This window comes from Allobosea sp. Leaf344, assembly GCF_001426225.1.
Lineage (GTDB): Bacteria > Pseudomonadota > Alphaproteobacteria > Rhizobiales > Beijerinckiaceae > Allobosea.
This window is the reverse complement of record NZ_LMRT01000001.1, coordinates 769,615-794,460: the sequence shown is the minus strand read 5'-3', so window position 1 is coordinate 794,460 and position 24,846 is coordinate 769,615. Positions and strand designations below refer to the sequence as shown.

General features: G+C 69.1%; 21 protein-coding genes and 1 riboswitch. Of the genes, 11 read left to right on the top strand and 10 right to left on the bottom strand.

From position 1 onward, the window contains the following. Positions 1–143: 143 nt before the first annotated feature. Both glpD and ASG72_RS03600 read right to left on the bottom strand, forming a co-directional pair. Positions 144–1,673 carry a glycerol-3-phosphate dehydrogenase gene (gene glpD / locus ASG72_RS03605; protein WP_056709092.1) on the bottom strand — a complete coding sequence of 510 codons (1,530 nt, stop codon included), beginning with the start codon at positions 1,671–1,673 and terminating at the stop codon, positions 144–146. Between the two features lie 132 nt (positions 1,674–1,805). Beyond that, positions 1,806–3,398, bottom strand: coding sequence for a gamma-glutamyltransferase (locus tag ASG72_RS03600; RefSeq protein ID WP_056709089.1), 1,593 nt, complete (start codon positions 3,396–3,398; stop codon positions 1,806–1,808). Between the two features lie 205 nt (positions 3,399–3,603). Between ASG72_RS03600 and ASG72_RS03595 the strand changes: the two genes are divergently transcribed. The 4 genes from ASG72_RS03595 to thiE all read left to right on the top strand — a co-directional run bounded on the left by ASG72_RS03595 (position 3,604) and on the right by thiE (position 7,347). Then, positions 3,604–3,789 carry a hypothetical protein gene (locus ASG72_RS03595; protein WP_056709086.1) on the top strand — a complete coding sequence of 62 codons (186 nt, stop codon included), beginning with the start codon at positions 3,604–3,606 and terminating at the stop codon, positions 3,787–3,789. A gap of 81 nt (positions 3,790–3,870) precedes the next feature. Next, a riboswitch (TPP riboswitch) is annotated at positions 3,871–3,974 on the top strand. A gap of 74 nt (positions 3,975–4,048) precedes the next feature. Then, positions 4,049–5,908: a phosphomethylpyrimidine synthase ThiC gene (gene thiC, locus ASG72_RS03590; protein ID WP_056709083.1), complete on the top strand. Its 1,860-nt coding sequence runs from the start codon at positions 4,049–4,051 to the stop codon at positions 5,906–5,908. Positions 5,909–5,911: 3 nt separating this feature from the next. Next, positions 5,912–6,706, top strand: a complete 795-nt coding sequence (gene thiM, locus ASG72_RS03585; protein WP_056709080.1) for a hydroxyethylthiazole kinase — start codon at positions 5,912–5,914, stop codon at positions 6,704–6,706. Next, positions 6,703–7,347 carry a thiamine phosphate synthase gene (gene thiE, locus ASG72_RS03580; RefSeq protein WP_056709077.1) on the top strand — a complete coding sequence of 215 codons (645 nt, stop codon included), beginning with the start codon at positions 6,703–6,705 and terminating at the stop codon, positions 7,345–7,347. The genes thiM and thiE overlap by 4 nt, the downstream gene beginning before the upstream one ends. Positions 7,348–7,406: 59 nt before the next feature. On the opposite strand, the gene ASG72_RS03575 is transcribed toward thiE, so the two are convergent. After that, complete coding sequence (locus tag ASG72_RS03575; protein ID WP_156395768.1) at positions 7,407–8,321, bottom strand: hypothetical protein; 915 nt, start codon at positions 8,319–8,321, stop codon at positions 7,407–7,409. Positions 8,322–8,612: 291 nt separating this feature from the next. Here ASG72_RS03575 and dnaK point away from each other — a divergent pair, with 291 nt between their 5' ends. Next, complete coding sequence (dnaK, locus tag ASG72_RS03570; protein WP_056709071.1) at positions 8,613–10,526, top strand: molecular chaperone DnaK; 1,914 nt, start codon at positions 8,613–8,615, stop codon at positions 10,524–10,526. Positions 10,527–10,672: 146 nt separating this feature from the next. Beyond that, positions 10,673–11,803, top strand: a complete 1,131-nt coding sequence (gene dnaJ, locus ASG72_RS03565) for a molecular chaperone DnaJ (protein WP_056709068.1) — start codon at positions 10,673–10,675, stop codon at positions 11,801–11,803. Between the two features lie 9 nt (positions 11,804–11,812). Here the strand turns inward: dnaJ and ppk2 are convergent, their stop codons facing one another. Then, positions 11,813–12,775, bottom strand: a complete 963-nt coding sequence (ppk2, locus tag ASG72_RS03560) for a polyphosphate kinase 2 (protein WP_056709064.1) — start codon at positions 12,773–12,775, stop codon at positions 11,813–11,815. 127 nt (positions 12,776–12,902) lie between these two features. Between ppk2 and ASG72_RS03555 the strand changes: the two genes are divergently transcribed. Both ASG72_RS03555 and ASG72_RS03550 read left to right on the top strand, forming a co-directional pair. Further along, entirely contained in the window at positions 12,903–13,973 is a 1,071-nt protein-coding gene (locus tag ASG72_RS03555) for an ATP-binding protein (protein ID WP_056709061.1), read from the top strand. After that, positions 13,970–15,190 (top strand): TIGR03862 family flavoprotein, encoded by a 1,221-nt coding sequence (locus ASG72_RS03550; RefSeq protein WP_056709058.1) that lies wholly within the window; start codon positions 13,970–13,972, stop codon positions 15,188–15,190. Before ASG72_RS03555 ends, ASG72_RS03550 begins: the two co-directional genes overlap by 4 nt. A gap of 7 nt (positions 15,191–15,197) precedes the next feature. On the opposite strand, the gene ASG72_RS03545 is transcribed toward ASG72_RS03550, so the two are convergent. The 4 genes from ASG72_RS03545 to ugpB all read right to left on the bottom strand — a co-directional run bounded on the left by ASG72_RS03545 (position 15,198) and on the right by ugpB (position 19,681). Next, entirely contained in the window at positions 15,198–16,277 is a 1,080-nt protein-coding gene (locus ASG72_RS03545; protein WP_056709054.1) for a sn-glycerol-3-phosphate import ATP-binding protein UgpC, read from the bottom strand. Between the two features lie 106 nt (positions 16,278–16,383). Further along, entirely contained in the window at positions 16,384–17,232 is an 849-nt protein-coding gene (ugpE, locus tag ASG72_RS03540; RefSeq protein WP_056709051.1) for a sn-glycerol-3-phosphate ABC transporter permease UgpE, read from the bottom strand. Positions 17,233–17,383: 151 nt separating this feature from the next. Then, positions 17,384–18,265 (bottom strand): sn-glycerol-3-phosphate ABC transporter permease UgpA, encoded by an 882-nt coding sequence (gene ugpA / locus ASG72_RS03535; protein ID WP_056709048.1) that lies wholly within the window; start codon positions 18,263–18,265, stop codon positions 17,384–17,386. A 93-nt stretch (positions 18,266–18,358) separates the two neighbouring features. After that, a complete protein-coding gene (gene ugpB, locus ASG72_RS03530) occupies positions 18,359–19,681 on the bottom strand; it encodes a sn-glycerol-3-phosphate ABC transporter substrate-binding protein UgpB (protein ID WP_056709043.1) in 1,323 nt (440 codons plus the stop codon). Positions 19,682–20,008: 327 nt separating this feature from the next. On the opposite strand from ugpB, the gene ASG72_RS03525 reads away from it, so the two are divergent. Genes ASG72_RS03525 through ASG72_RS03515 form a run of 3 tightly spaced genes read left to right on the top strand, consistent with a single transcriptional unit; the run spans position 20,009 to position 23,142 of the window. Continuing rightward, on the top strand, positions 20,009–21,184 hold the full coding sequence (locus ASG72_RS03525; protein ID WP_056709039.1) for a fumarylacetoacetate hydrolase family protein: 1,176 nt from the start codon (positions 20,009–20,011) through the stop codon (positions 21,182–21,184). Beyond that, positions 21,181–22,110, top strand: a complete 930-nt coding sequence (locus ASG72_RS03520) for a PfkB family carbohydrate kinase (protein ID WP_056709036.1) — start codon at positions 21,181–21,183, stop codon at positions 22,108–22,110. The genes ASG72_RS03525 and ASG72_RS03520 overlap by 4 nt, the downstream gene beginning before the upstream one ends. Positions 22,111–22,113: 3 nt before the next feature. After that, a complete protein-coding gene (locus ASG72_RS03515; protein WP_056709033.1) occupies positions 22,114–23,142 on the top strand; it encodes a proline racemase family protein in 1,029 nt (342 codons plus the stop codon). A gap of 22 nt (positions 23,143–23,164) precedes the next feature. Here the strand turns inward: ASG72_RS03515 and ASG72_RS03510 are convergent, their stop codons facing one another. Beyond that, positions 23,165–24,064 (bottom strand): methylated-DNA--[protein]-cysteine S-methyltransferase, encoded by a 900-nt coding sequence (locus tag ASG72_RS03510; RefSeq protein ID WP_056709935.1) that lies wholly within the window; start codon positions 24,062–24,064, stop codon positions 23,165–23,167. Positions 24,065–24,298: 234 nt separating this feature from the next. Further along, on the bottom strand, positions 24,299–24,808 hold the full coding sequence (locus ASG72_RS03505; RefSeq protein ID WP_244488676.1) for a DUF2244 domain-containing protein: 510 nt from the start codon (positions 24,806–24,808) through the stop codon (positions 24,299–24,301). Positions 24,809–24,846: the final 38 nt, after the last annotated feature.

Genomic DNA, 24,846 nt, shown 5'->3' with positions numbered 1-24,846 from the left:
GGGGGGAACGCTCGCCCGGTCCCACTGGGTTGCTTCGTCGCTGACGCTCCTCGCAATGACGGGGGGAGCCCGGCAACGCGCGCGCGCTTCCACCGTCATTGCGAGCGCAGCGAAGCAACCCAGAACAACGCCGCCAGGCGCGATCAGGCCTCGGCCAGTTGCGGGACGGCCCGGGCCAGCATCCACGCGTCCAGCGCCTGGCGCTCGCCGGGGCTGAGCCGGAGCCCGAGCTTGGTGCGCCGCCACAGCACGTCATCGGCGCGCGACGCCCATTCCGCGCGCATGAGATAGGCGACCTCGCGCTCGAACAGATCCGCCCCGAAGCAGATGCCGAGATCGGCCTGCATCCGCGCGCCCGCCAGGATCTCGCGCGTGCGCGTGCCATAGGCCCGCACCAGCCGCGCCGCCGTCGCCCGCGCCAGCCAGGGATGCGCGGCCGCGATCTCCGCCACCAGCGCCTCATAGCCCTGGACCGGGAAATCCCCGCCCGGCAGCGTGCCGCCTTTGGTCCAGCCCGGACGTTTCGCCCAGCCGGCATGGGGCGCGAGCCTGGCGATCGCGGCTTCGGCGAGGCGGCGATAGGTGGTGATCTTGCCTCCGAAGACGGAGAGCAGCGGCGCAGCGCCGGCAGGGGCGTCCAGCGTCAGCACATAGTCGCGCGTCGCCTCCTGGGCCTTGCTGGCGCCGTCGTCATAGAGCGGGCGCACGCCGGAATAGGTCCAGACGACGCTGTCCTGCGTCACCGGCTTCGCGAAATACTCGCTCGCCGCCGCGCAGAGATAGGCTATCTCCTCCGGCGTCGCCGCGGCCCCGCCGGGATCGCCGCGATAATCCCGGTCGGTCGTGCCGATCAGCGTGAAGTCGCGCTCATAGGGAATGGCGAAGATGATCCGGCCATCGCCATTCTGGAAGATGTAGCAGCGCTCATGAGCATAGAGCCGCGGCACCACGATATGGCTGCCCTGCACCATCCGGATCGCGGCTCGCGTGTTCGAGCGGACCACCCCGCCCAGCACGTCGCCGACCCAGGGTCCGGCGGCGTTGACGAGCCCGCGGGCGCGGATCGTCTCGCGCCGCCCGCCGCTCTCCACCGTCACCCGCCAGAGCTCGCCTTCGCGATCGGCCGCGACGACCTTGCAGCGCGTGCGGATCGAGGCGCCGCGTGCGGCCGCATCGGCGGCGTTCAGCACCACGAGCCGCGCATCCTCGACCCAGCAATCCGAATATTCGAAGGCCTTGCGGTCCACGCCCTTCAGCGGTTTGCCGGCTTCATCCTGCGCCAGGTCGAGCGAGCGCGTCGGCGGCAGCAGCTTGCGGCCGCCGATGTGATCGTAGAGGAAGAGCCCGAGCCGTAGCAGCCAGGCCGGTCTCAGGCCGCGATGATGCGGCAGCACGAAGCGCAGCGGCCAGATGATGTGCGGCGCCAGCCGCCACAGCACCTCGCGCTCCAGCAGCGCCTCGCGCACCAGCCGGAACTCGTAATGCTCGAGATAGCGCAGCCCGCCATGGATCAGCTTGGTCGAGGCGGAGGAGGTCGCGCTGGCCAAATCATTCTGCTCGAAGAGAATGACGGAGGCGCCCCGCCCGCTCGCATCGCGGGCGATGCCGCAGCCATTGACCCCGCCACCGATGATGGCGAGGTCGAAGATCGGGGCGTCTGGCGTCTCTGGCATCGCGGCGCAATCATCCTGTCGGGCGCGCGGGACCGCTCGGCCGGCCCGCGCTCACCTGTCCCATCTGGGCCGGCGCGAGCCTTCGAGCAAGAGTGAATTTCGCGGGGTCCGCCGGGAAGCTCCTGCGCCAGCTCAGCGTCGCGCCGCCACGGCCGCCGACCAGGGCGAGATCACGTCGCTGATCCCCTGCGCTCCGTCGCGCGTCGCCCTGATCATGTTGGGGCAGGCGAAATTGATCGGCAGCACGCCATGCTCGACCACGCTGAGCGGGCCGGCTTCCGCCAGAGCCTCCAGCGTCTGAGCCGGCAGGCGCAGATCGGCGCTGGTCGAATCCGGGCCGGAGACGTCGATGCGCGGCCAATGCGCTGCCGTCTCGACGTCGACGCCGCAATCCAGCGTCCAGGCCAGCATCTGGTAGACGCTGGCGAGGATCCGCCGTCCGCCCGAGGCGCCCACCGCGAAACGCGGCCAGGACCCGTCCTTCGGCGTCGCGATGATCGGGCTCATATTGCACAGAGGCCGGGCGCCGGGCGCGATCGCATTGGCGCTGCCGGGCCGCGGATCGAACCACATCATGCCGTTGTTCATCAGCACGCCGCTGCCGGGCAGCACATAGCGGCTGCCCATCGAGGAGAGCAGTGTCGTCGTCATCGCGACGAGATTGCCCTCGCCATCGACCACGGTGAGATGGGTGGTGCAGGTCTCGCCCGGTTCCGCCGCGGCCTTGGCGGCGCCGAGCCCTTCGAGCCGCTCCGCATAGGCCTGGCGCATCACCCGCGACAGCGTGGCGAACCAGGCGGCATCCGGCCCGCTCGCCGCGGGCCTCGCGGCCGCCATGCCCCTGACCACCGCCTCCAGGGTCGGCGCCGCCGTCAGCCCGCCGGAGGTGTGGAGCGTATGCGTGCCACGCCAGTCGATCGTCGGCGACGGGCGCAGCTCGGCACGGCAGTCGGCGAGATCGGCGGCATCGACCCGGCCGCCGGCACGGGCGATGTCGGCGACCAGGCTGGCGGCGACATCGCCGCTGTAGAAATCCTGCAGCCCGGCCTGCGCCAGCCGCTCAATGGTGTCGGCGAGCTTGCCGACGCGGAAGAAGCCCGGCTCGCCCTGATAGGGCGGTACCGGCGGCAGCCCATTCGGCAGATAGATCGCCGCGCTGTCCGCATAGAGCCGGAGCACCGCGGCCGAGGAGGCGATCTTGAGCGTGGTGTACCAATCCTGCGCCAGGCCGCGGCGGGCCAGTGCGATCGCCGGCGCCAGCAGCTCCGCGACCGGCATGGCCGTCCCAAAAGCCTCCTTCAGCCTGGCATAGCCGGCGACCGAGGACGGGATCAGGAAGGAGAGCGGCCCGTGAATGTTCACATCGCCCACCACCTCGGGCCAGGTGAACAGATCCTTCTTCATCGCCCCGGTGAGCGGATAGTCGGCCGGATCGGCGTTGCGCGAGGCGACGGGGCCGAAATCCACGACCTGCGCCGCGCTCTCGCCGGCCTGCATCACCACGGCGAAGCCGATCCCGCCGAGCCCGCTGTTCCAGGGCTCGACCGCGGCGAGGGCGAAGGCCGCGGCGACCGCCGCATCCGCCGCATTGCCGCCGGCCTCCAGAATGGCCGCGCCCGCCTCCGCCGCCTCGCGGTTCTGCGAGACCACGATGCCGTGGCGCCCGCTGGCGCCGGGCTTGGTCACGGTCCAGTTCTGCGTGCGGTAAGGCGAGGCGGGCGTCATGGCGCGATCCTGTCGGCGGGGATGGGCTGTGTCGCCGGATCGCCGGGCGGCCGGCTCAGGGCGCGAGGCCGCCAGCTAACGAGTCGCAAACCCGGCTGTCAACGCGGCTGGCGCAGGGCTGGACTGCGCTCCCGGGGCGGATCCTGTCGGCGCGATTCAGCAGGCGGCAAGGTTTCGGCGTCAGGCTGGGCGCCAGGAGAACCTCATGAGCGACATCGGTCCCCTTCTGGCGCAGCAGGCCGCGCTGACGCAGCAGAGCCTGCAGATGCAGATGCTGCGCCAGCAATCGCAGGCGGAGCAGGGCCTGGCCGCGCTGCTGCAGCAGAGCGCGGAGCAGATGAAGGCCGCGCTGCCGACGGGGCAGGGCCAGGCGGTGGACATCACAGCCTGACGCCGCCCTCACGCGCAGCGAGCCTGTCCGGGGGCGCCGGCCGGGCGGCTTGCGCATCGCAGGCGGCGCGCCTAACCTGCATCCCGTTCCGAGGGGTGCTCGCAAGAGCTGAGATGGCCGTGAGGCCGAACCCATCGAACCTGATCCGGGTCATACCGGCGGAGGGACTGGAACGCGGCCGCCGATCGCATAGCGGCCGCAGACAGCGCTGAACCGCTTCGACGCCGGATCTCCTGACATCGTCCAAGGAGATCCCGAGATGAACATCCATACCAAGCCGGGCAAGGCGGCGGCCAAGGTCGCGCCGCGCAGCGTCACCACCGGCCCGATCATCGGCTCGCGCAAGATCTATGTCGCGCCGCCCGACCATCCGGAGATGCGCATCCCGTTCCGCGAGGTGCAGCTGACGACAGAGGCCGAACCGCCCGTGCGGATCTACGACCCCTCGGGTCCCTTCACCGAGACCGATGCGCGGATCGACCTCGACGCCGGCCTGCCGCAGATCCGCCGGAACTGGCTCGCCGCCCGCGGCTTCGACACGGTTCCCGGCCGCGCCGTCACCCCCGCCGATAACGGCCATATCCCCGAGGATCAGCTCGTCCCGGCCTGCCCGGCCGAGCGCCCGGTACTGACGGCGCGGCCGGGGCAGATGACGACGCAATATGAGTTCGCGCGCGCCGGCATCGTCACGCCCGAGATGATCTATGTCGCGCATCGCGAAAATCTCGGCCGCGCCGCCATGCTGGACGGCGCCCGCGACCGCCATGCCGATGGCGAGAGCTTCGGCGCCAGCGTGCCCGAGTTCGTGACGCCGGAATTCGTGCGCTCCGAGATCGCCAGGGGGCGCGCCATCATCCCGGCCAACATCAACCATCCCGAGCTCGAGCCGATGGCGATCGGGCGGAATTTCCTGGTCAAGATCAACGCCAATATCGGCAATTCCGCCGTGACATCGGGCGCGGCCGAGGAGGTCGAGAAGCTGGTCTGGGCGATCCGCTGGGGCGCGGATACGGTGATGGACCTGTCCACCGGCCGCAACATCCACAACATCCGCTCCTGGATCCTACGCAATTCGCCGGTGCCGATCGGCACTGTGCCGCTCTACCAGGCGCTGGAGAAGGTCGGCGGCGATCCGGTCAAGCTCGATTGGGAGGTGTTCAAGGATACGCTGATCGAGCAGGCCGAGCAGGGCGTCGACTACTTCACCATCCATGCCGGCGTCAGGCTGCCCTATGTGCCGCTCACCGCCAGCCGGGTCACCGGCATCGTCTCGCGCGGCGGCTCGATCATGGCGCGCTGGTGCCTCGCGCATCACCGGGAGAGCTTCCTCTACGAGCGCTTCGACGAGATCTGCGAGATCATGCGCCGCTACGACGTCTCCTTCTCGCTGGGCGACGGGCTGCGGCCGGGATCGATCGCCGACGCCAATGACCGGGCGCAATTCGCCGAGCTGGAGACGCTGGGCGAGCTGACAAAGATCGCCTGGGACAAGGGCTGCCAGGTGATGATCGAGGGCCCCGGCCATGTGCCGATGCACAAGATCAAGGAGAACATGGACAAGCAGCTGCGCGAATGCGGCGAGGCGCCCTTCTACACGCTCGGGCCGCTGACCACCGACATCGCCCCGGGCTATGACCACATCACCTCGGGCATCGGGGCGGCGATGATCGGCTGGTATGGCTGCGCCATGCTCTGCTACGTCACCCCCAAGGAGCATCTCGGCCTGCCCAACCGCGACGACGTCAAGACCGGCGTGATCACCTATCGGATCGCCGCCCATGCCGCCGATCTCGCCAAGGGCCATCCGGCGGCCAGGCTGCGCGACGACGCGGTCTCGCGCGCCCGCTTCGAATTCCGCTGGGAAGACCAGTTCAACCTGGCGCTCGACCCCGATACGGCCCGCGCCTATCACGACGAGACCCTGCCCAAGGACGCGCATAAGGTCGCGCATTTCTGCTCGATGTGCGGGCCGAAATTCTGCTCGATGAAGATCAGCCACGACATCCGCGACGCCGCCGCGGCCGAGGCCGGCATGGCCGCGATGGCCGAGAAGTTCCGCGATGGCGGGGCGCTCTACATGCCGGTGGCGGCGCTGAGCGCGGTGCCCGGAGAGGTCTGAGCCATGTCGACGCCGTCGCATCTGCTGGCGCGCATGCGCGCCCGCTCGCCTCTGGTGCAATGCATCACCAACTTCGTCGCCACCAACATCGCCGCCAATGTCCTGCTGGCGGCGGGCGCCTCCCCCGCCATGGTCCATGCGGAGGAGGAGGCGGAGGAGTTCGCGCGCATCGCCGCCGCGCTGACGATCAATATCGGCACGCTTTCGGGCCCTGCCGTCACCGGGATGAAGGCGGCGATCGCCGGCGCCGGCGCCGCCGGCAAGCCCTGGGTGCTCGATCCCGTCGCCTGCTTCGCCACCGGCTTCCGCCGCCAAACCACCGCCGATCTGCTGGCGCTGCGCCCGACGATCATCCGCGGCAATGCCTCGGAGATTCTGGCGCTCGGCGGCGGCCAGAGCGCGGGGCAGGGCGCCGATGCGGGCGACCCGGTCGAGAAGGCCGAGGGCGCGGCACGGCTGCTGGCCCGCAGCCAGGGGGCGGTGGTCGCCGTCACCGGCCCGGTCGATTTCGTCACCGACGGCGCGCGGGCGATGCGCGTCGCCGGCGGCTCGCCGCTGATGCCGAAGGTCACGGCGCTCGGCTGCTCCCTCACCTGCCTCGTCGGCGCGCTGGTCGCCGTCGCGCCCGACCAGCCCTTCGAGGCCACGGTCGCGGCGCTCGCGGGCTTCGCCGTGGCGGGCGAAGCGGCTGCGCGCGAGGCGCAGGGCCCCGGCAGCTTCGCCTGCCGCTTTCTCGATGCGCTGCACGGGCTCGACGCCCTGCTGACGCACGCAGACGAACGGATATCCCCGGCATGAAACGCTTCGATCTCTCGCTTTACCTCATCCTCGATCCCGGACTCTGCCGCGCCCATTCCATGGCCGAGACCGCGCGCCTGGCGGCGGCCGGCGGCGCGACCCTGGTCCAGCTGCGCGACAAGAGCGGCGGGACGGAGGCCCTGATCGCGACGGGCCGCGAGATCCGCGCGGCCCTTTCCGGCAGCGGCGTCCCGCTGATCGTCAATGACGATGTCGCGGCGGCGCAGGCCATCGGCGCCGAAGGCGTGCATCTCGGCCAATCCGACATGGAAGTGGCCGAGGCCCGTGCCAGGCTGGGGCCCGATGCGATCATCGGCCTATCGGTGACCAACGAGGCCATGGTCCGGGCGGTCGACCCCGCGCTGGTCGATTATGTCGGGATCGGCCCGGTCTTCCCGACGGCGACCAAGCAGAACCACAACGCGCCGATCGGCTTCGACGGGCTCGCCCGCCTTGTCGGGCTGAGCCCGGTGCCGGCGGTGGCGATCGGCGGGCTCAAGGCCCAGCATGTCGCTGCGGCGCTGGCGAGCGGCGCGGCGGGTGTGGCGGTGGTGTCGGCGATCTGCGGCCAGCCCGATCCGCAGCAGGTGAGCCGGGAGCTCGCGGCGCAGCTCGCCACTCATCGCGCCGGAGGGGCCTGACCTGCCGAGCCTGGCGGCGGCGGCTCAGGCCGCCGACCGCCGCGCGCTGTTACGCCCGATCACTGTGTGGGCGCAGGCGCGAGCGGCAGCGGCGCAGCCGGGCGCGGCCGCGGCCTGGCTGCGGGTTTGGGGTCGGAGGTAATGCCGAGCCGCGCGCGCAGCCAGGCGGCGCGGGCTTCCGTGATCCGGGTGCCGCAGAAGCCGACACTTCCCTCGCGCTGGAAATCGCGGCAGATCTGCGCCCGCTCGGCCGAGAAACCGGCCTGTTCCCGGGCGATCGAGCGCTGCTCGGCGGCGTCGCTCTTGGCGGTCAGGACGCGGTAGCCCTCGCGGACCGCGCGTTCGGCCACGCCGCGCGCCGTCTCGATCTCCTTGGCCCGGGCGGGGAGCGTGCGCGAATCCGGCCCCCACAGCCCGCGCGGATCGATGCGGCAGGCCGCGGCCTCGACCAGACAGGGCTGGGCCGGCTCGACCACCAGGAAGGCGCCGTCGAGCACGTCGAACACGATCGGGCAGATCGAGGCCTCCAGCCTGTAGCGCGGGACGCCGGCCGGCCGGCCGATCGCGGTCACCGGCACCGGGCTGTCGCCGAAGGAGACGGCGCAGGGCTCGACCAGATTATTCGCCTGGAACCCCTCGACCTTCAGCTTCAGCCCGTAGCCGGAGCCAGTCTTCTCGAAAATCGCCTCGCCGAACCCGCCATTGCGCCTGAGCGCGCGGCCCAGAATCGCCTCCTCGCCCGCCACCTTGATCGCCGGCATGGTGGCGGGGCGGGGCGCCGCCGGTGCGCCGCCGACCGCGGGCGGCGCCTCCTGCTGCGCGCCCTGGGGGTTGAAGGGCTGGGCGCCGGGGAGCTGCAGCGGCTGCGCCAGCGCCGCCGGCGCCGCGAAGGCGGCGATGGCGAGCAGGACGGCGAGGCGGGGCGAGGGGCGCAAGCGAATTCCCGGCGAGGACCAGACGATACGCCCCTGCATGAATCGGCTCCACGCAACGCGCAAGGGCGAGCGCGCAACACTGCAGGTCAATGTTGCAGGGCGGCAGCCGCAAGCCCGCTTCATGGCCGGTGATTCTTAATCGGCTGACGTGTCTTGCAAGGGGGGGAACACCCTCCCTATATACGCCGCCAAGAGGCGGTTTCACGACCGCTCGACGTGGAATGCCGGGTCTGTCTGCCGCATTGGGCGGGGGTGGTCCGGGCCATGGGCCGGCAGGCGGAGCGATGTTCCGCAGGCCGGCGATCTGCTCAATCGAAAGGGATCCCCTCCATGGGTAAAGTCATCGGTATCGACCTCGGCACGACCAACTCCTGCGTCGCGGTCATGGAAGGCACGACGCCTAAGGTCATCGAGAATTCTGAAGGCGCGCGCACCACGCCCTCCATCGTCGCGATCACGGATGATGGCGAGCGCCTCGTTGGCCAGCCGGCCAAGCGCCAGGCGGTCACCAATCCCGAGCGGACGTTCTTCGCCATCAAGCGCCTCATCGGCCGGACCTTCGAGGATCCGATGACGCAGAAGGACATGAACCTCGTCCCCTACAAGATCAAGAAATCCTCCGGCGGCGACGCCTGGGTCACGGCCGACGGCACGGATTATTCGCCCTCGCAGATCTCCGCCTTCACCCTGACGAAGATGAAGGAGACCGCGGAGGCCTATCTCGGCCAGCCGGTCACCCAGGCCGTCATCACCGTGCCCGCCTATTTCAACGACGCCCAGCGCCAGGCCACCAAGGATGCCGGCCGCATCGCCGGTCTCGAGGTGCTGCGCATCATCAACGAGCCGACGGCGGCGGCGCTCGCCTATGGCCTCGACAAGAAGCAGGCCGGCACCATCGCGGTCTATGACCTCGGCGGCGGCACCTTCGACGTCTCGATCCTGGAGATCGGCGACGGCGTCTTCGAGGTGAAGTCGACCAATGGCGACACCTTCCTCGGCGGCGAGGATTTCGACATGCGCCTCGTCGAATATCTCGCGGACGAGTTCAAGCGCGAGCAGGGCATCGACCTGAAGAAGGACAAGCTCGCCCTGCAGCGCCTGAAGGAGGCGGCCGAGAAGGCCAAGATCGAGCTCTCGACCACGGCCCAGACCGAGATCAACCTGCCCTACATCACCGCCGACGCCAGCGGTCCCAAGCACCTCGCCATCAAGCTCTCGCGCGCCAAGTTCGAGAGCCTGGTCGACGATCTCGTGCAGCGCACCATCGAGCCCTGCAAGAAGGCGCTCAAGGATGCCGGGCTGTCGGCCGGCCAGATCGACGAGGTCGTCCTCGTCGGCGGCATGACCCGCATGCCCAAGGTCCAGGAGGTGGTGAAGCAGTTCTTCGGCAAGGAGCCGCATAAGGGCGTCAATCCGGACGAGGTCGTCGCCATCGGCGCCGCGATCCAGGCCGGCGTGCTGCAGGGCGACGTCAAGGACGTGCTGCTGCTCGACGTGACCCCGCTCTCGCTTGGCATCGAGACGCTGGGCGGCGTCTTCACCCGGCTGATCGACCGCAACACCACCATCCCGACCAAGAAGAGCCAGGTCTTCTCCACCGCCGAGGATAATCAGGGCGCGGTGACGATCCGGGTCTTCCAAGGCGAGCGCGAGATGGCTGCCGACAACAAGATGCTCGGCCAGTTCGACCTGATGGGCATTCCGCCGGCGCCGCGCGGCATGCCGCAGATCGAGGTGACCTTCGACATCGACGCCAACGGCATCGTCTCGGTGACCGCCAAGGACAAGGCCACCAACAAGGAGCAGCAGATCCGGATCCAGGCATCCGGCGGGCTCTCCGAGGCCGACATCCAGAAGATGGTCAAGGACGCCGAGGCCAATGCGGCCGAGGACAAGAAGCGTCGCGAGCTGGTCGAGGCCAGGAACCAGGGCGAGAGCCTCGTGCACTCGACCGAGAAGTCGCTGAAGGATTACGGCGACAAGGTCTCCGCGGCCGATAAGGGCGCGATCGAGACGGCGATCGAGGCGTTGAAGGCGGCCCTGGCCGAGGACAATGCCGAGACCATCGCCGCCCGCACCACCGATCTGATGCAGGCTTCGATGAAGCTCGGCGAGGCGATGTACGCCGCCAGCCAGAGCGATGGCGCCGCGCCCGAGGCCGGCGCGACCGCCGAGGCCGCGAAGGACGACGTCATCGACGCCGACTTCAAGGATGTCAGCGACGACAAGAAGAAGAGCGCCTGAGCGCGCTCACCCTCCGTGGGACTGCGATGGCCGGGCTTGACCCGGCCATCCTGTTCGCGGAAGGCCGGTGAAGGAAAAGTCCGTTTCGGATCGGGAAGGCCGGGGTGACCCGGCTTTGTCGCTGAAACGAGGGGGCGGCTGGTTGGATGTCCAAGCGCGATTACTACGAGATCCTCGGGGTTTCCAAGACGGCGGGCGATGCGGAGCTGAAGAGCGCCTTCCGCAAGCTCGCCATGCAGTGCCATCCCGACCGCCATCCCGGCGATCTCGAGGCCGAGGCCAAGTTCAAGGAGCTGAACGAGGCCTATCAGATCCTCAGCGACGGCCAGAAGCGCGCCGCCTATGACCGTTTCGGCCATCAGGCCTTCGAGAATGGCGGCGGCGGTGGCGGCCAGCCGGATTTCTCCGACTTCATGTCGGACATCTTCGATTCCTTCTTCGGCGACGCCCGCGGGCGCGGCGGTCCGCGCGCCGCCAATGGCCGCGAGCGCGGCGCCGATCTCCGCTACAATCTCGAGATCGGGCTGGAAGAGGCTTTTGCCGGGAAGAACGCCTCGATCCGCGTGCCGACCTCGGTCTCCTGCGAGGCCTGCACCGGCACCGGCGCCAAGCCGGGCTCGAAGTCGCGGCCCTGCCCGACCTGCGGCGGCCATGGCCGCGTCCGCGCCAATCAGGGCTTCTTCTCGATCGAGCGCACCTGCCCGACCTGCAATGGCCGCGGCGAGATCATCGACGATCCCTGCAAGGTCTGCTCCGGCGCCGGCCGCGTCACCCGCGAGCGCACGCTTTCGGTCAATATTCCCGCCGGTGTCGAGGACGGCACCCGCATCCGTCTGGCCGGGGAGGGCGAAGCCGGGCTGCGCGGTGGCCCGGCCGGCGATCTCTACATCTTCCTGTCGATCAAGCCGCACGCGATCTTCCAGCGCGACGGCGCCGATCTGTTCTGTCGCGTGCCGATCGGCCTGACCTCCGCCGCGCTCGGTGGCGAGATCGAGGTGCCGACGCTGACGGGCGAACAGGCGCGGGTGAAGATCCCCGAAGGCACCCAGACGGGCAAGCAGTTCCGGCTGAAGGGCAAGGGCATGAGCGTGCTGCGCTCGCGCGAGACCGGCGATCTCTACATCCAGGTCGTGGTCGAGACGCCCCAGAAGCTGACGCCGCGCCAGCGCGAATTGCTGCAGGAATTCGAGCGCGAGAGCTCGGGCGCCACCCATCCGGAATCGGCGGGCTTCTTCGGCCGCGTCAAGGATTTCCTGGGCGGACTCGGCGCGGCCTGACCGCGCCGGCTATTTCTCGCCGCCGGCGTCGAGATAGCTCTGCGCGTCCAGCACGATCGCGCGGTCGATCTCGCCGATCGCCGCCTCGTCCTTGTCGGCATAGGGCACCATCGTCAGCACATGCCGGATCGTGTTCAGCCGGGCGCGGAACTTGTCGTTGGCGCGCACCACGGTCCAGGGCGCCCATTCGGTCGAGGTGCGGGCCAGCATCTGTTCGAAGGCGGCGGAATAGGCGTCGAAGCGCGGGATCGCCTGGAAATCGATCGGCGATAATTTCCAGCGCTTCAGCGGGTCGTGCCAGCGCGCATGCAGCCGCGTCATCTGCATCTCGCGGCCGATGGTCAGCAGCAGCTTGATGATCCGCACGCCGTCGCGGGCCAGCATGCCCTCGAAGGCCGGGGCCTCGCGCAGGAAGACGTCGGTCTGCTCCTGCGTACAGAACTCCATGGCGCGCTCGACGCCGGCGCGGTTGTACCAGGAGCGGTCGAAGAAGACGATGTCGCCCGCCGTCGGCATATGCGCGGCATAGCGCTGGAAATACCATTGCCCGGCCTCGGTATCGGAGGGTTTGGACAGCGCCACGACCCGGGCATGGCGCGGATTGAGATGCTGGGTGAAGCGCTGGATCGCCCCACCCTTGCCGGCGCCGTCGCGACCTTCGAAGACGATGACCAGGCGCTCGCCCTCCGCCCGCACCCATTTCAGCAACTTCTGCAGTTCGATCTGCAGCGGCGCCAGCTCCTTCTCGTAGCGCTTGCGCTTCATCCGCTTGTCATGGGGATAGCCGCCGCTTTGGAACGCGGCATCGGCGATGGCGGCCGGCACGGTCTCGGCTTCGATGTCGAAGACGGCCGCTTCCGCCCGTTTCGCGGCTTTGCGCGCAGGCTTTGTCCGCGTCGCGGCTTTCGCCGCTTTCGCGCCGGCATCCCGCTTTACGATGCGCACCTGCCCCTGTTCTTTGGTCTTGGCCATTTCTGCTCCGCTCCCTCCGCGCCTCAACCTAGCCGGCTGCGCGTCACAAGGGAATTGACGAGGGCCGGCGTTGCCCTCACCAAGGGGCGGCCGCCGGAAACCCCGCGCGGCAGGATCCGATCCCGCCATGCCAGACGCCCTCGATCCGTCCTCCCCCGCCACGCTCGCTCTGATCGAGGCGCTCGGCTCGCCCGTCGTGCTTCTCGATGCCCAGGGACAGGCGAGGGCGATCAGCCCGGCGATGAAGGCGTTGATCCCGGCGCTCGGCCTCGGCCAGCCGATGGCGCTGGTGATGCGCGACCCCGATCTGATCGAGGCGATCGAGCAGGTCGCCCGGGCCGGCGGGCGCCAGGTGATCGAGCTCGTCGAGCGCGTGCCGGTGGAGCGCACCTTCCGCATCCATATCGCCGCACCCGGAGGCGCGGCCGGCTTCCTGCGGCGGCCGGTCCTGCTGACCTTCGAGGATCTGAGCGAGCAGCGCGTCACCGAGCGGATGCGGGTGGATTTCGTCGCCAATGCCAGCCATGAGCTGCGTACCCCTCTGGCCTCGCTGCTCGGCTTCGTCGAGACGCTGCAGGGCCCGGCCCGCAACGATGCCGCCGCCCGCGATCGCTTCCTCGCCATCATGCGCGAGCAGGGGCTGCGCATGGCGCGGCTGGTCGACGATCTCCTGTCGCTGTCGCGAATCGAGCTGCGCGCCCATCTCGCCCCGGACACGGCGGTGGATCTGTCGAATATCTGCCGCGAGATCGTCGATTCCCTGACGCTGATGGCGCGCGAGCGCGATGTCGCGCTGGCGCTGCGCACGCCGCAGGCGCCGGTGCAGGTGGCGGGCGATCGCGACGAGCTCTTGCGGCTGATGGAGAATCTCGTCGAGAACGCCATCAAATACGGCCGCAAGGGCGGCGAGGTCACGATCGAGGTGCGCGATGGCGAGGCGGAGGCGAGCGTCAGCGTGCGCGATGACGGGCCCGGCATCGCGCCCGAGCATCTGCCGCGGCTGACCGAGCGCTTCTACCGCGTCGACACCAATGCCAGCCGCGAGGCCGGCGGCACCGGGCTCGGCCTCGCCATCGTCAAGCATATCGTGCTGCGCCATCGCGGCCGGCTCACCATCGAGAGCGAACAGGGCGAGGGCGCGACCTTCAAGGCCGTCCTGCCGCGCTATGGCGCCGATACGCGCCCGGACCAGCCGTGACGGGACGCGCCATCGCCATCATCGGGGCGGGCCCGGCCGGGCTGATCGCGGCCGAGCATCTGGCCGAGGCCGGCCATCGCGTCACCATCCATGAGCGGATGCCGTCGCCCGCGCGCAAATTCCTGCTCGCCGGGCGGGGCGGCCTCAACCTCACTCATTCCGAGCCGCTGGAGCGCTTCGTCACGCGCTATCGCGAAGCGCTTCCCTGGCTGGCCCCGGCGCTGGAGGCCTTTCCGCCGGAGGCGCTGCGGCGCTGGGCGGATGGGCTGGGTGCCGACAGCTTCACCGGATCGAGCGGGCGGGTGTTTCCGCGCGCGATGAAGGCCTCGCCGCTGTTGCGGGCCTGGCTGCGCCGGCTCGACCAGCTCGGCGTCCGGCTGGAGACCGGGCGGCTCTGGACGGGCTGGGACGATGACGGCGCCCTGCGCTTCCGTCTGCGGGACGGGTCTTCCGCCAGCGCCCGCGCCGACGCGACCTTGCTGGCGCTCGGCGGGGCGAGCTGGCCGCGGCTGGGCTCGGATGGCGGCTGGGTGCCGCTGCTGGCCGCCCTCGGCGTGCCCATCGCGAAGCTGCGCCCCGCCAATGCCGGCTTCACGGTCTCCTGGTCGCAGGCGCTGCGCGAGCGCCATAGCGGCGCGCCGCTCAAGCGCATCACCTTGCGCTTCCGCGAGCAGGAGGCCGGCGGCGAAGCCATGCTCGACCGCGACGGCATCGAGGGCGGTGCCTTCTACGCGCTGTCGGCGCCGCTGCGCCAGGCGATCGCGGCGGAGGGCGAGGCGCAGGTGACGCTCGATCTGCGCCCCGGTCTCGAAACCGAGCGGCTGGCCGAGCGCCTCGGCCGGCGCCGCGGCGGCGAGACGCTGAGCAACCACCTGCGCAAGGCCGGGCTGTCGCCGGCCGCCATCGCCGTTCTGCGCGATGCCGCGGGCGGAACCCTGCCGCAGCAGCCGCAGGCCCTGGCCACGCTGATCAAGGCCGCGCCGCTGCGGCTCACCGGGATGCAGGGGCTGGAGCGGGCGATCTCCACCGCCGGCGGGGTCACCGCGGCGGCGATCACCGAGGACTTCATGCTGAAGGCGCGGCCGGGCGTCTTCGTCGCCGGCGAGATGCTGGATTGGGAGGCGCCGACCGGCGGCTATCTGCTGCAGGCCTGCCTCGCGACCGGCGTGGCGGCGGCCCGCGGCATGCGCGCCTATCTCGACCGCCCCGCCGGCTGAGCCACGATCAGCTGCGGCCGAGTCGCGCGCCGCTCTGCTTGTCGAAGACATGGACGCGATCGGGATCGACCGTGATCCAGAGCCGGCCCGCCTGGGCGGCGACCGTATCCGTCGCGGCCTGCATCACGAAGGGCAGCCCGGCGAGCTGCCCGTGGAACAGCTGCGTCGCCCCGAGCTCCTCGATGAATTCCACGTCGAAGGGCAGGGTGCCGGCCGCGCCCTCCGAGGCGATCTCGATATCCTCCGGCCGCAGGCCGATCTCCACCGCCGTGCCCTCGGCCAGGTCCTGACGCAGATCGCGCACCTCGAGGATGGCGTCGCCCAGCGCGACGATGCCGGGCCCGTCGATCGTGCCGTCCAAAATGTTCATCGGCGGGGAGCCGATGAAGGTCGCCACGAATTTGCTGGCCGGCTTCTTGTAGACCTCTGCGGGCAGGCCGATCTGCTCCACCCGGCCGCCATTCATCACCACCAGCTTGTCGGACAGCGTCATCGCCTCGACCTGGTCATGGGTGACGTAGAGCGCGGTGACGCCGAGCGCCCGCTGCAGCTTCTTGATCTCGACGCGCATCTGCACACGCAGCTTGGCGTCGAGATTGGAGAGTGGCTCGTCGAACAGGAAGACCTGCGGCTTGCGCACGATGGCGCGGCCCATGGCGACACGCTGGCGCTGCCCGCCGGAGAGCTGCTTGGGTCGCCGGTCCAGCAGCGGCTCGATCGCCAGGATGCGCGCCGCCTCCTTGACCCGCCGGTCGATCTCGTCCCTGGGCGTGCCGAGATTGCGCAGCCCATAGGCCATGTTGTCGTAGACGCTCATATGCGGATAGAGCGCGTAATTCTGGAAGACCATGGCGATGTCGCGCTCGGCCGGGCCGATCTGGTTGACCACGCGCGAGCCGATCGAGATGTCGCCGGAGGTGATCGTCTCCAGCCCGGCCACCATGCGCAGCAGCGTGGATTTGCCGCAGCCGGAGGGGCCGACGAGCACACAGAAGCCGCCATCGGGAATCTCCAGCGAGACGCCCTTCACGGCCTCGACGCCGCCGAAATAGACCTTCTTGACGTTGGTGAGGGTGACTTGGGCCATGGGGTTCCTGGCGAGTAGATAGGTAGCGAATGGCGAATGGCGAATGGCGAATGGCGAGTGGCGAGCGGAAATGGCCATTCGCCATTCGCTACTCGCCATTCGCAGTTTATTTCTCCGTCTCCACCAGCCCCTTGACGAAGAGCCGCTGCATCAGGACGACGACGAGGACGGGCGGCAGCATGGCGAGCATGGCGGTGGCCATGGCGAGCTGCCACTCGGTGAGGGCATCGGAGGTGACGATCATCTTCTTGATCGCGATGACGATGGTCTGCATCGAATCCTTCGTCGTCACCAGGAGCGGCCAGAGATACTGGTTCCAGCCATAGATGAACTGGATGACGAAGAGCGCCGCGATGGTGGTGATCGAGAGCGGGATCACCGTATCCTTGAAGAAGCGGAAGGGACCGGCGCCGTCGATGCGCGAGGCCTCCAGCAATTCGTCGGGGATCGTCATGAAGAACTGCCGGAACAGCAGCGTGCCCGTCGCCGAGGCGATCAGCGGCACCGCCAGCCCCTGATAGGTGTCGAGCATGCCGAGATCCGACACCACCTTGAAGGTCGGGAAGATGCGCACCTCCACCGGCAGCATCAGCGTGACGAAGATGATCCAGAACGCCGCCATCCGGAACGGGAAGCGGTAATAGACGATGGCATAGGCGGAGAGGACGGAGATGAAGATCTTCCCCAGCGCGATCGCCATCGCCATCACGAAGGAGTTCAGCATCATGTTCAGCACCGGCTCGCGCGTCGTGCCGGAGGTGCCGATGAACAGGATGCGATAGTAGTTCTCGAAGAATTTCGGGCCGGGATAGAGCGGCAGCTGCCCGTTGATGATGGTCGCGGCATCCCAGGTCGAGGCGACGAAGGTCAGCCAGACCGGGAAGGCGACGATCAGCACGCCGATGGTGAGAATGACATAGGCGATCGCATCGCCCAGGCGGCGGTCCTCGACCATCAGCGGGCTCCGGCAGGGGGCGAATGGCGAATGGCGCGTGGCGAAGGGTCGGGCGAGCCGCAAGACCGCGTCCCGCGATCATGCGCCACTCGCCACTCGCCATTCGCCCGGAATGAGGCGATGCGGCTGGCGCCCTGCGGGAGATCAGCCATCAGTAACTCACCCTGCGCTCGATGAAGCGGAACTGGAAGGCCGTCATCGCGATCACCATCACCAGCAGCACCACAGACTGCGCCGCCGAGCCGCCGAGATTGGAGCCGCCCTTGCCGTCGGAATAGACCTTGTAGACCAGGGTCTCGGTGGCGCCCGAGGGGCCGCCGCCGGTGACGGTGTCGATGATGCCGAAGGTGTCGAAGAAGACATAGACGATGTTGACCACCAGCAGGAAGAAGGTGGTCGGCGACAGCAGTGGGAAAACGATCGTCCAGAAGCGCCGCCAGGGTCGGGCCCCGTCGATGACGGCGGCCTCGATCACGCTTTTCGGGATCGATTGCAGCCCCGCCAGGAAGAACAGGAAGTTGTAGCTGATCTGCTTCCAGGTGGCGGCCAGGATCACCAGCAGCATCGCGTCATTGCCGTTGAGGCGCGGGTTCCAGTTGACGCCGAGGCTGGCGAGGCCGCGCGCCAGCATGCCCAGCGACGGATCGAACATGAAGATCCAGAGCACGCCGGCCACCGCGGGCGCGACGGCATAGGGCCAGATCAGCAGGGTCTTGTAGATCTCGGCCCCGCGGATCTGGCGGTCCGCCATCACCGCGAACAGCAGCGCGATCGAGAGCGAGAGGATGCAGACGAAGGTCGAGAAGATCGCGGTGTTGATCAGCGCCTTGAAGTAGCCGGGATCCTTGAAGAGCTCGGCGTAATTCTCGAACCAGACGAATTCCGTCGAGGTTCCGAAGGCGTCCTGCAGCAGGAAGCTCTGCCACACCGCCTGGCTGGCCGGCCAGTAGAAGAACACGACGGTGATCGCGAGCTGCGGCAACAGCAGCAGCAGCGGCACCGTCAGCCCGGAGAAATAGGCGTTCTTCATCATGGGCGAGGGCTGCGCGGCGAGGGACGGGAGGGGGTGGTCAGCATGGAATGAGGCCTTCTATCCGCCCGCCCGCCATCTCGCCGCGCGCTGGGGTCAGCGCGAAGCCGTCCGCTCGAACTGGCGCAGCATCTGGTTGCCGCGTTCGACGGCCGCGTCAAGCGCGGCCTTCGGGGTCTTCTGCCCGTTCAGCGCCGCCTCGATCTCTTCCGACCAGATGTCGCGGATCTGGACCAGGCTGCCGAAGCGCAGGCCGCGCGAATTCTCGGTCGGCTCCTTGTTGGTCAGCTCCAGGATCGGCGTCTCGAGATAGGGCTTGTCCTTGTAGAAACCGGACGCCTTGACCTTCTCATAGGCGGCCTTGGTGATCGGCAGATAGCCCGATTCCGTGTGCAGCTTCACCTGCCGGTCGATATGCGAGATGAAGGTGAAGAACTTGGCCACGCCCTTGTATTCCTCGGCCTTCTTGCCGCCCATCACCCAGAGCGAGGCGCCGCCGATGATCGAGTTCTGCGGGGCGCCGGCGGCCTCCGGATAATAGGGCATCGGCGCGTTGCCCCAATCGAACTTGGCATTGGCCCTGACATTGCCGAAGAAGCCCGAGGAGGTCAGCATGATCGGGCATTCGCCCGAGGTGAAGCGGCCCTCGCCATTATTGGTGCGGCCGGAGTAATCGTAGGTCTTGTCCTTCTGCAGCTCGACCAGATTGGTCAGATGCTTGACGAAGAGCGGGCTGTTGAAGTTCAGCACCGCGTCGAAACCCTCGAGGCCATTGGCCTTGGTGGCGATCGGGATGTTGTGCCAGGCGCCGAACTGCTCGATGTTCGCCCAGGTCGCCCAGGCATTGGTGAAGCCGCATTTGTCGAAGCCGGCCGCCTTCAGCTTCTTGGCCGCCTCGAACACCTCCGGCCAGGTCTTGGGCGGGGCGTCGGCATTGAGGCCCGCCTTCTTGAAGGCGTCCTTGTTGTACCACATCACCATGCTCGACGAATTGAACGGCATGGACAGCATGTCGCCCTTGCTGGTCGAGTAATAGCCGGTGATGGCGGGGAGATAGGCCTTGGGGTCGAAAGGTTCGCCGGCTTCCTTCATCAGCTCGTGCACCGGCTTCACGGCGCCCTTGGCCGACATCATCGTGCCGGTGCCGACCTCGAAGACCTGCAGGATATGCGGCGCGGTACCGGCGCGGAAGGCGGCGATGCCGGCGTTCAGCGTATCGGGATAGGACCCCTTATAGGCGGGAACGACCTTGTAATCCTTCTGCGAGGCGTTGAACTCCTCGGCCAGCTTGACGACGACGTCGTTGTTGGCGCCGGTCAGCGCGTGCCACCATTGGATCTCGGTCTGGGCCAGCGCCGGCGAGGCCGCCGACAGGGCGATTGCCGCGATCGAACCCAGAATGGCCGATTTCATGAACATGAATGTCTCCCTTTGGACGAACGAGCCTTGAAGGCTGCTGTTTTCGTTGGTGCGCAAGCTAGCATGAAGCTGAGGTGACGCTTCAATGACAAATTTATGTCGCCGGTCAATCGCAAGGAGCGCCGCCGGCCGTTGCTGCGGGGGACAACCCCGGGGCGAGCGGGGCCTGGACCATTCTCGCAGGACGCCGTTGCCCGGCTTCCGGAAACGATTGCCGGCGTGAACGACGCCCGGGCAGGGGCTGCGATGCGTCGCAGCCTCTTGCGCAAAACGGCCGAAGCGGCTGTTCTCGCCAGCCCAGACCCGCAGCCTGCAAGGACCCCGCCGATGCCGATCACCCTGACACCCGCGACGACGCTGCCGGCGGATGCCGCGACGGCGACGCTGGCCGGCCGCGTCTGGCGGCCGGATCTGGCCGGACCCTCGGTGGTGGTGCTGCGCGGGGACGAGCTGATCGACGTCTCGCCCAGCTTCCCGACGATGCGCGACCTCTGCGAGACGCAGGACCCCGCCGCCGCGCTGCGTGCGGCCACCGGCGAAAGCCTCGGCCGGCTCGACGCGATCCTCGCCAACACCCCGGTCGATGGCCGCGATGCCAGGCGACCCTGGCTGCTCTCGCCGCTCGATCTGCAGGCGGTGAAGGCGGCGGGCGTGACCTTCGCGATCTCGATGCTGGAGCGCGTCATCGAGGAGAAGGCGCGCGGCAATCCCGCCGCCGCCGCGACCATCCGCGCCGAGATCGAGGCGCTGATCGGCGACGACCTGTCGCGGCTGAAGCCGGGCTCGCCCGAGGCGATGCGGCTGAAGGAGATGCTGATCGCGCAGGGCTCCTGGAGCCAGTATCTCGAGGTCGGCATCGGCCCGGATGCCGAGATCTTCACCAAGGCGCCGCCGATGTCCTCCGTCGGCACCGGTTTCGACGCGGGTCTGCATCCCGCCTCGAGCTGGAACAATCCGGAGCCGGAGGTGGTGCTGATCGTCGCCTCCGACGGCCGCATCGTCGGTGCCACGCTCGGCAACGACGTCAATCTGCGCGATGTCGAGGGGCGTTCGGCCCTGCTGCTCGGCAAGGCCAAGGACAACAACGCCTCCGCCGCGGTCGGCCCCTTCATCCGCTTCTTCGATGCCGGCTTCACGCTCGACCATGTCCGCAACACCACCGTCACGCTGACGGTGCAGGGGGAGGACGGCTTCACCCTCGAAGGCTCGTCCTCGATCGCGAAGATCAGCCGCGATCCCGCCGATCTCGCCCGCCAGATGATCGGCCCGCATCATCAGTATCCGGATGGGGCGGCGCTCTATCTCGGCACCATGTTCGCGCCGATCAAGGATCGCGACGCGCCGGGCGGCGGCTTCACCCATAAATACGGCGATATCGTCACCATCGCCGCCCCGGAGCTGGGGGCGCTGACCAATCGGATGCGCCGCACCGACGATTGCGAGCCCTGGAGCTTCGGCACCTCGCATCTGATGCGCAACCTCGCCCGCCGCGGGCTTCTGTGACGCAGAAGCCGATCCTCGTCTGGGGCGAGGCGCTGGCCGATCTGGTGCCGGAACCGGGCGAGGACGGGCGCTATCGCGCCCTGCTCGGCGGCTCCGGCTTCAACACGGCGCTGGCCATCGCCCGCTGCGGCGCGCCGGTCGCGCTCTGCGCCAGCCTCTCGCAGGATGCCATCGGCCGGCGCTTCCGCACCCGCCTGGCGCAGGAAGGCATCGGCGGCGACTGGCTCGGATCGAGCCCGGCGCCGACGCCTCTGGCGGTGATCGAGCCGATCGCCGCCGATGGCGCCGCCGCCTATCGCTTCCACCTCACCGATACGGCCTTCGCCGCGGCTCCGCCGCTGCCGGACGATCCCTCGGCTTTCGCCCATTTGCACCTCACCTCCTTCGGGGCCAGCGTCGGCGCGCCCGGCGCGGCGGCCGCCCGGCTGATGGCGGATATGAGTGCGGCCGGGGTCAGCATCAGCTACGACCTCAACATCCGCCCGCCCGCGCTTCCGGCGCGCGAGGCGGCGCTCGCCGCCATGGCGGACCGCATCGCATGCTGCGATCTCGTCAAGCTCAGCGCCGAGGACGAGGGCTGGGTGGGCGCCGATTGGCTATCCGCGAGCCTGGCCGCCTGCCGCCGGCCGCCGCTGCTCCTGCGCACCGACGGGGCCGACGGCGCCGTGCTCTCCGGCCCGCACGGGCTGCATCTTCCGGTCGCCGCGCCGCCCGTCGCGATGCGTGACAGCATCGGCGCCGGCGACGTGTTCATGGGCGCGCTGCTGGCGGCGCTTCACCGCCGGGGCCGGCTCGGCGCCGCGCTGCGGCAGGCCGGCCGGCAGGACTTCGCCGCTTCCCTCGGCTTCGCGGCACGCGTGGCCTCGGCCAATTGCGAAGTCCCCGGCTGCGATCCGCCCCGCCTTGCCCTGCCAGTTTCGGAGTGAGAAATGCAGTTGCGCTATCTCGATTATCACACCTGCGGCGAGCCGGTGCGCATCGTCACCTCGGGCTATCCCCGGCTGGAAGGGGAGAGCTTGCTGGAGAAGCGGCGGGAGGCGCGCGCCCAGCATGACGCCTATCGCCGCGCCGTGATGCTGGAGCCCCGCGGCCATTCCGGCATGTATGGCGTGCTGCCGGTGCGCTCCTCGCGGCCGGAGGCTGCGTTCGGAGTGCTCTTCACCCATAATGAGGGCTATTCCACCATGTGTGGCCACGCCACCATCGCTCTCGGCCGCTATGCGATCGAGCATGGGCTGGTCGAGGCGGTCGAGCCGGTGACGCGCTTCGCCATCGAAGCGCCGTGCGGCCTGCTGCGCCTGGCTTGCGAGGTCGTCGATGGCCGGGTCGGCGAGGTGCGTTTCGAGAGCGTGCCGGCCTTCGCCCATACCCGCGACCGTGTGGTGGAGGTGCCGGGTCTGGGCCGGATCATCACCGACATCGCCTATGGCGGCGCCTTCTACTGCATCCTGCCGGCCTCGCGCTTCGGCCTCGATCTGCTGTCTTCGCCGCTCAACAGCGTGATCGAAGCGGCGGTCGCGCTGACCGATGCGGTCCGCGCCGGGCCGATCACCCATCCGACGGAGCCCGATCTCGGCTTTCTCTATGGCACCATCGTCACCGACGATGCGCGCCCGGGCGAGGAGAGCCATAATCTCTGCGTATTCGCCGAGCGCCAGATAGACCGCTCACCGACCGGCTCCGGCGTGACGGCGCGGATGGCGCTGGATTACGCCAAGGGGCTGGTGCGGCCGGGCGAGCAGCGGGTCTTCCGCAGCATCACGGGCGGCGCCTTCACGGGCCGCATCCTCACCGAGCTGGCGCAGCCCATCGCCGGTGCGGTGACGGTCGAGGTCGGAGGCCGCAGCCATTTTGCCGGCGAAGGCAGCTTCACCATCGAGAGCGACGATCCGCTCGGCTGGGGGTTCGAATTGCCGGCGCGATTCGGCGATCTCGCGAGAGCCGCCCGGCCGGCCTGACCAGGGCGGGGCGGGCGCCGGCTCAGCCCGCCGCCGCGGTCTGACCGGCTTCCCAGCCCAGGATCGCCCGCTTGCGGGTCAGCCCCCAATGATAGCCGGTCAGCGCGCCGGATTTGCCGATCACACGGTGGCAGGGCACCACGAAGGAGATCGGATTCTTGCCGACGGCGGCGCCCACCGCCCGTGCGGCGCTCGGCCGGCCGATCTTCTCCGCCACCGCGCCATAGGTCGTCGCGCGCCCGACCGGGATGCGCAGCAGCGTCTCCCAGACCCGCACCTCGAAATCCGTGCCGATCAGCACCACGCGCAGCGGCGTCTCCGGCGACCAGGCCTGGGGATCGAAGATGTGCGCGGCATAGGGGGCGGTACTCGCGGGGTCGAACCGGTAATCGGCATGCGGCCAGCGCCGCATCATGTCGGCCAGCGCCTCCGCGCGCCCGCCCACCGCCTTGCCGCCGTCGAGGCTGGTCGAAACCCAGCCCAGCCCGGCGAGCCCGCGCGAGGTCGTCACGATCAGCGCTTCGCCGAAGGGCGAGGCGTGGAAACCATAGGACATCTGCAGCCCGCCGCCGCCGGCCTTCCATTCGCCGGGGGACATCGCCTCATGCGCGACGAAGAGATCATGCAGCCGCCCGGGCCCCGACAGCCCGACCTCCAGCGCCGCATCGAGAACGCTGGCGGAATCGCCGAGCAGCAGCTTGGCGTTGTCCAGGGTGATCGCCTGCAGGAAGGCTTTCGGGGTCAGGCCGCACCAGCGCCGGAACAGGTGGTGCACATCGGTCGGCGTCGCGCCCGCGGCATCGGCGATGGCCTCGATCGTCGGCTGCTCGCGCCAATGATGGGTGATGTAGGCGAGGATCCGCCGCACCGTGTCGTAATCCGAGCCCGCGGTCGCAAGTGGGACATCCGCCTGGGCCGGCATGGACGCGGCGGCGCGCGCCAGCACCGAGGCGGAGAGGCGGGGCGCGGCGGCGGCCGCGGGCGGATCGACAAGGCGGGCGGTAACGGTCATGGCAGCCTCGCTGAAAGGGTCATGCGGCGAGACTAGGCCCGCAGCGCCGCCGCCTCCACCCGAAAGCTGGCTCGGCGCAGTGATCGGGCCGAGAAGGAACGTCGCGCGCGTCAGACCAGGGCTGCGGCGAGACTCTCAAACCGCTCAACTGCGGTAATCCACCCCGCGGCGCGCCTGCGCCAGCGCCGCCCCCAGCGCATCGGCGAAGCCGGCGCGTTCCTCCGGGGAGAGCGCATCGGCAACCGGCACGCTGCGCCCACGGGAGACCAGCGACAGCTTCAACAGCCCGTAATCCTCGTCCTGCTCGCGTTCGAGCTTGGTCCAGGCCGGATTGAAGCGCCAGTTCGCCTCCTCGCCGCGATGCGTCACCTTGCGCAGCAGCACCGCGATCGGCGTGACGATGATCTGCTCGAAGGCCCGCGCCGCCCGGAAATTGACGCGGAAGGCGATGAACAGGGCCAGGATATCGAGCCCGAAGAAGCCGGCGACCGGCCAGGCGCCGAGCACCATGAAGGGGATGGAGGAGACGATGCCGGCAAGGCAGACCAGCGTCATCACCAGCCGGAAGCCGTTCTGCGTCAGCGAGCGATGCGGCGTGATGGTCGCGTCGAAGACCGGCCGCTCGGCCTGCGCCGAGACGTCCTCATCCCGCACCCAAACACGCTTGCCGGAGTCCATGGCGGCTATATAAG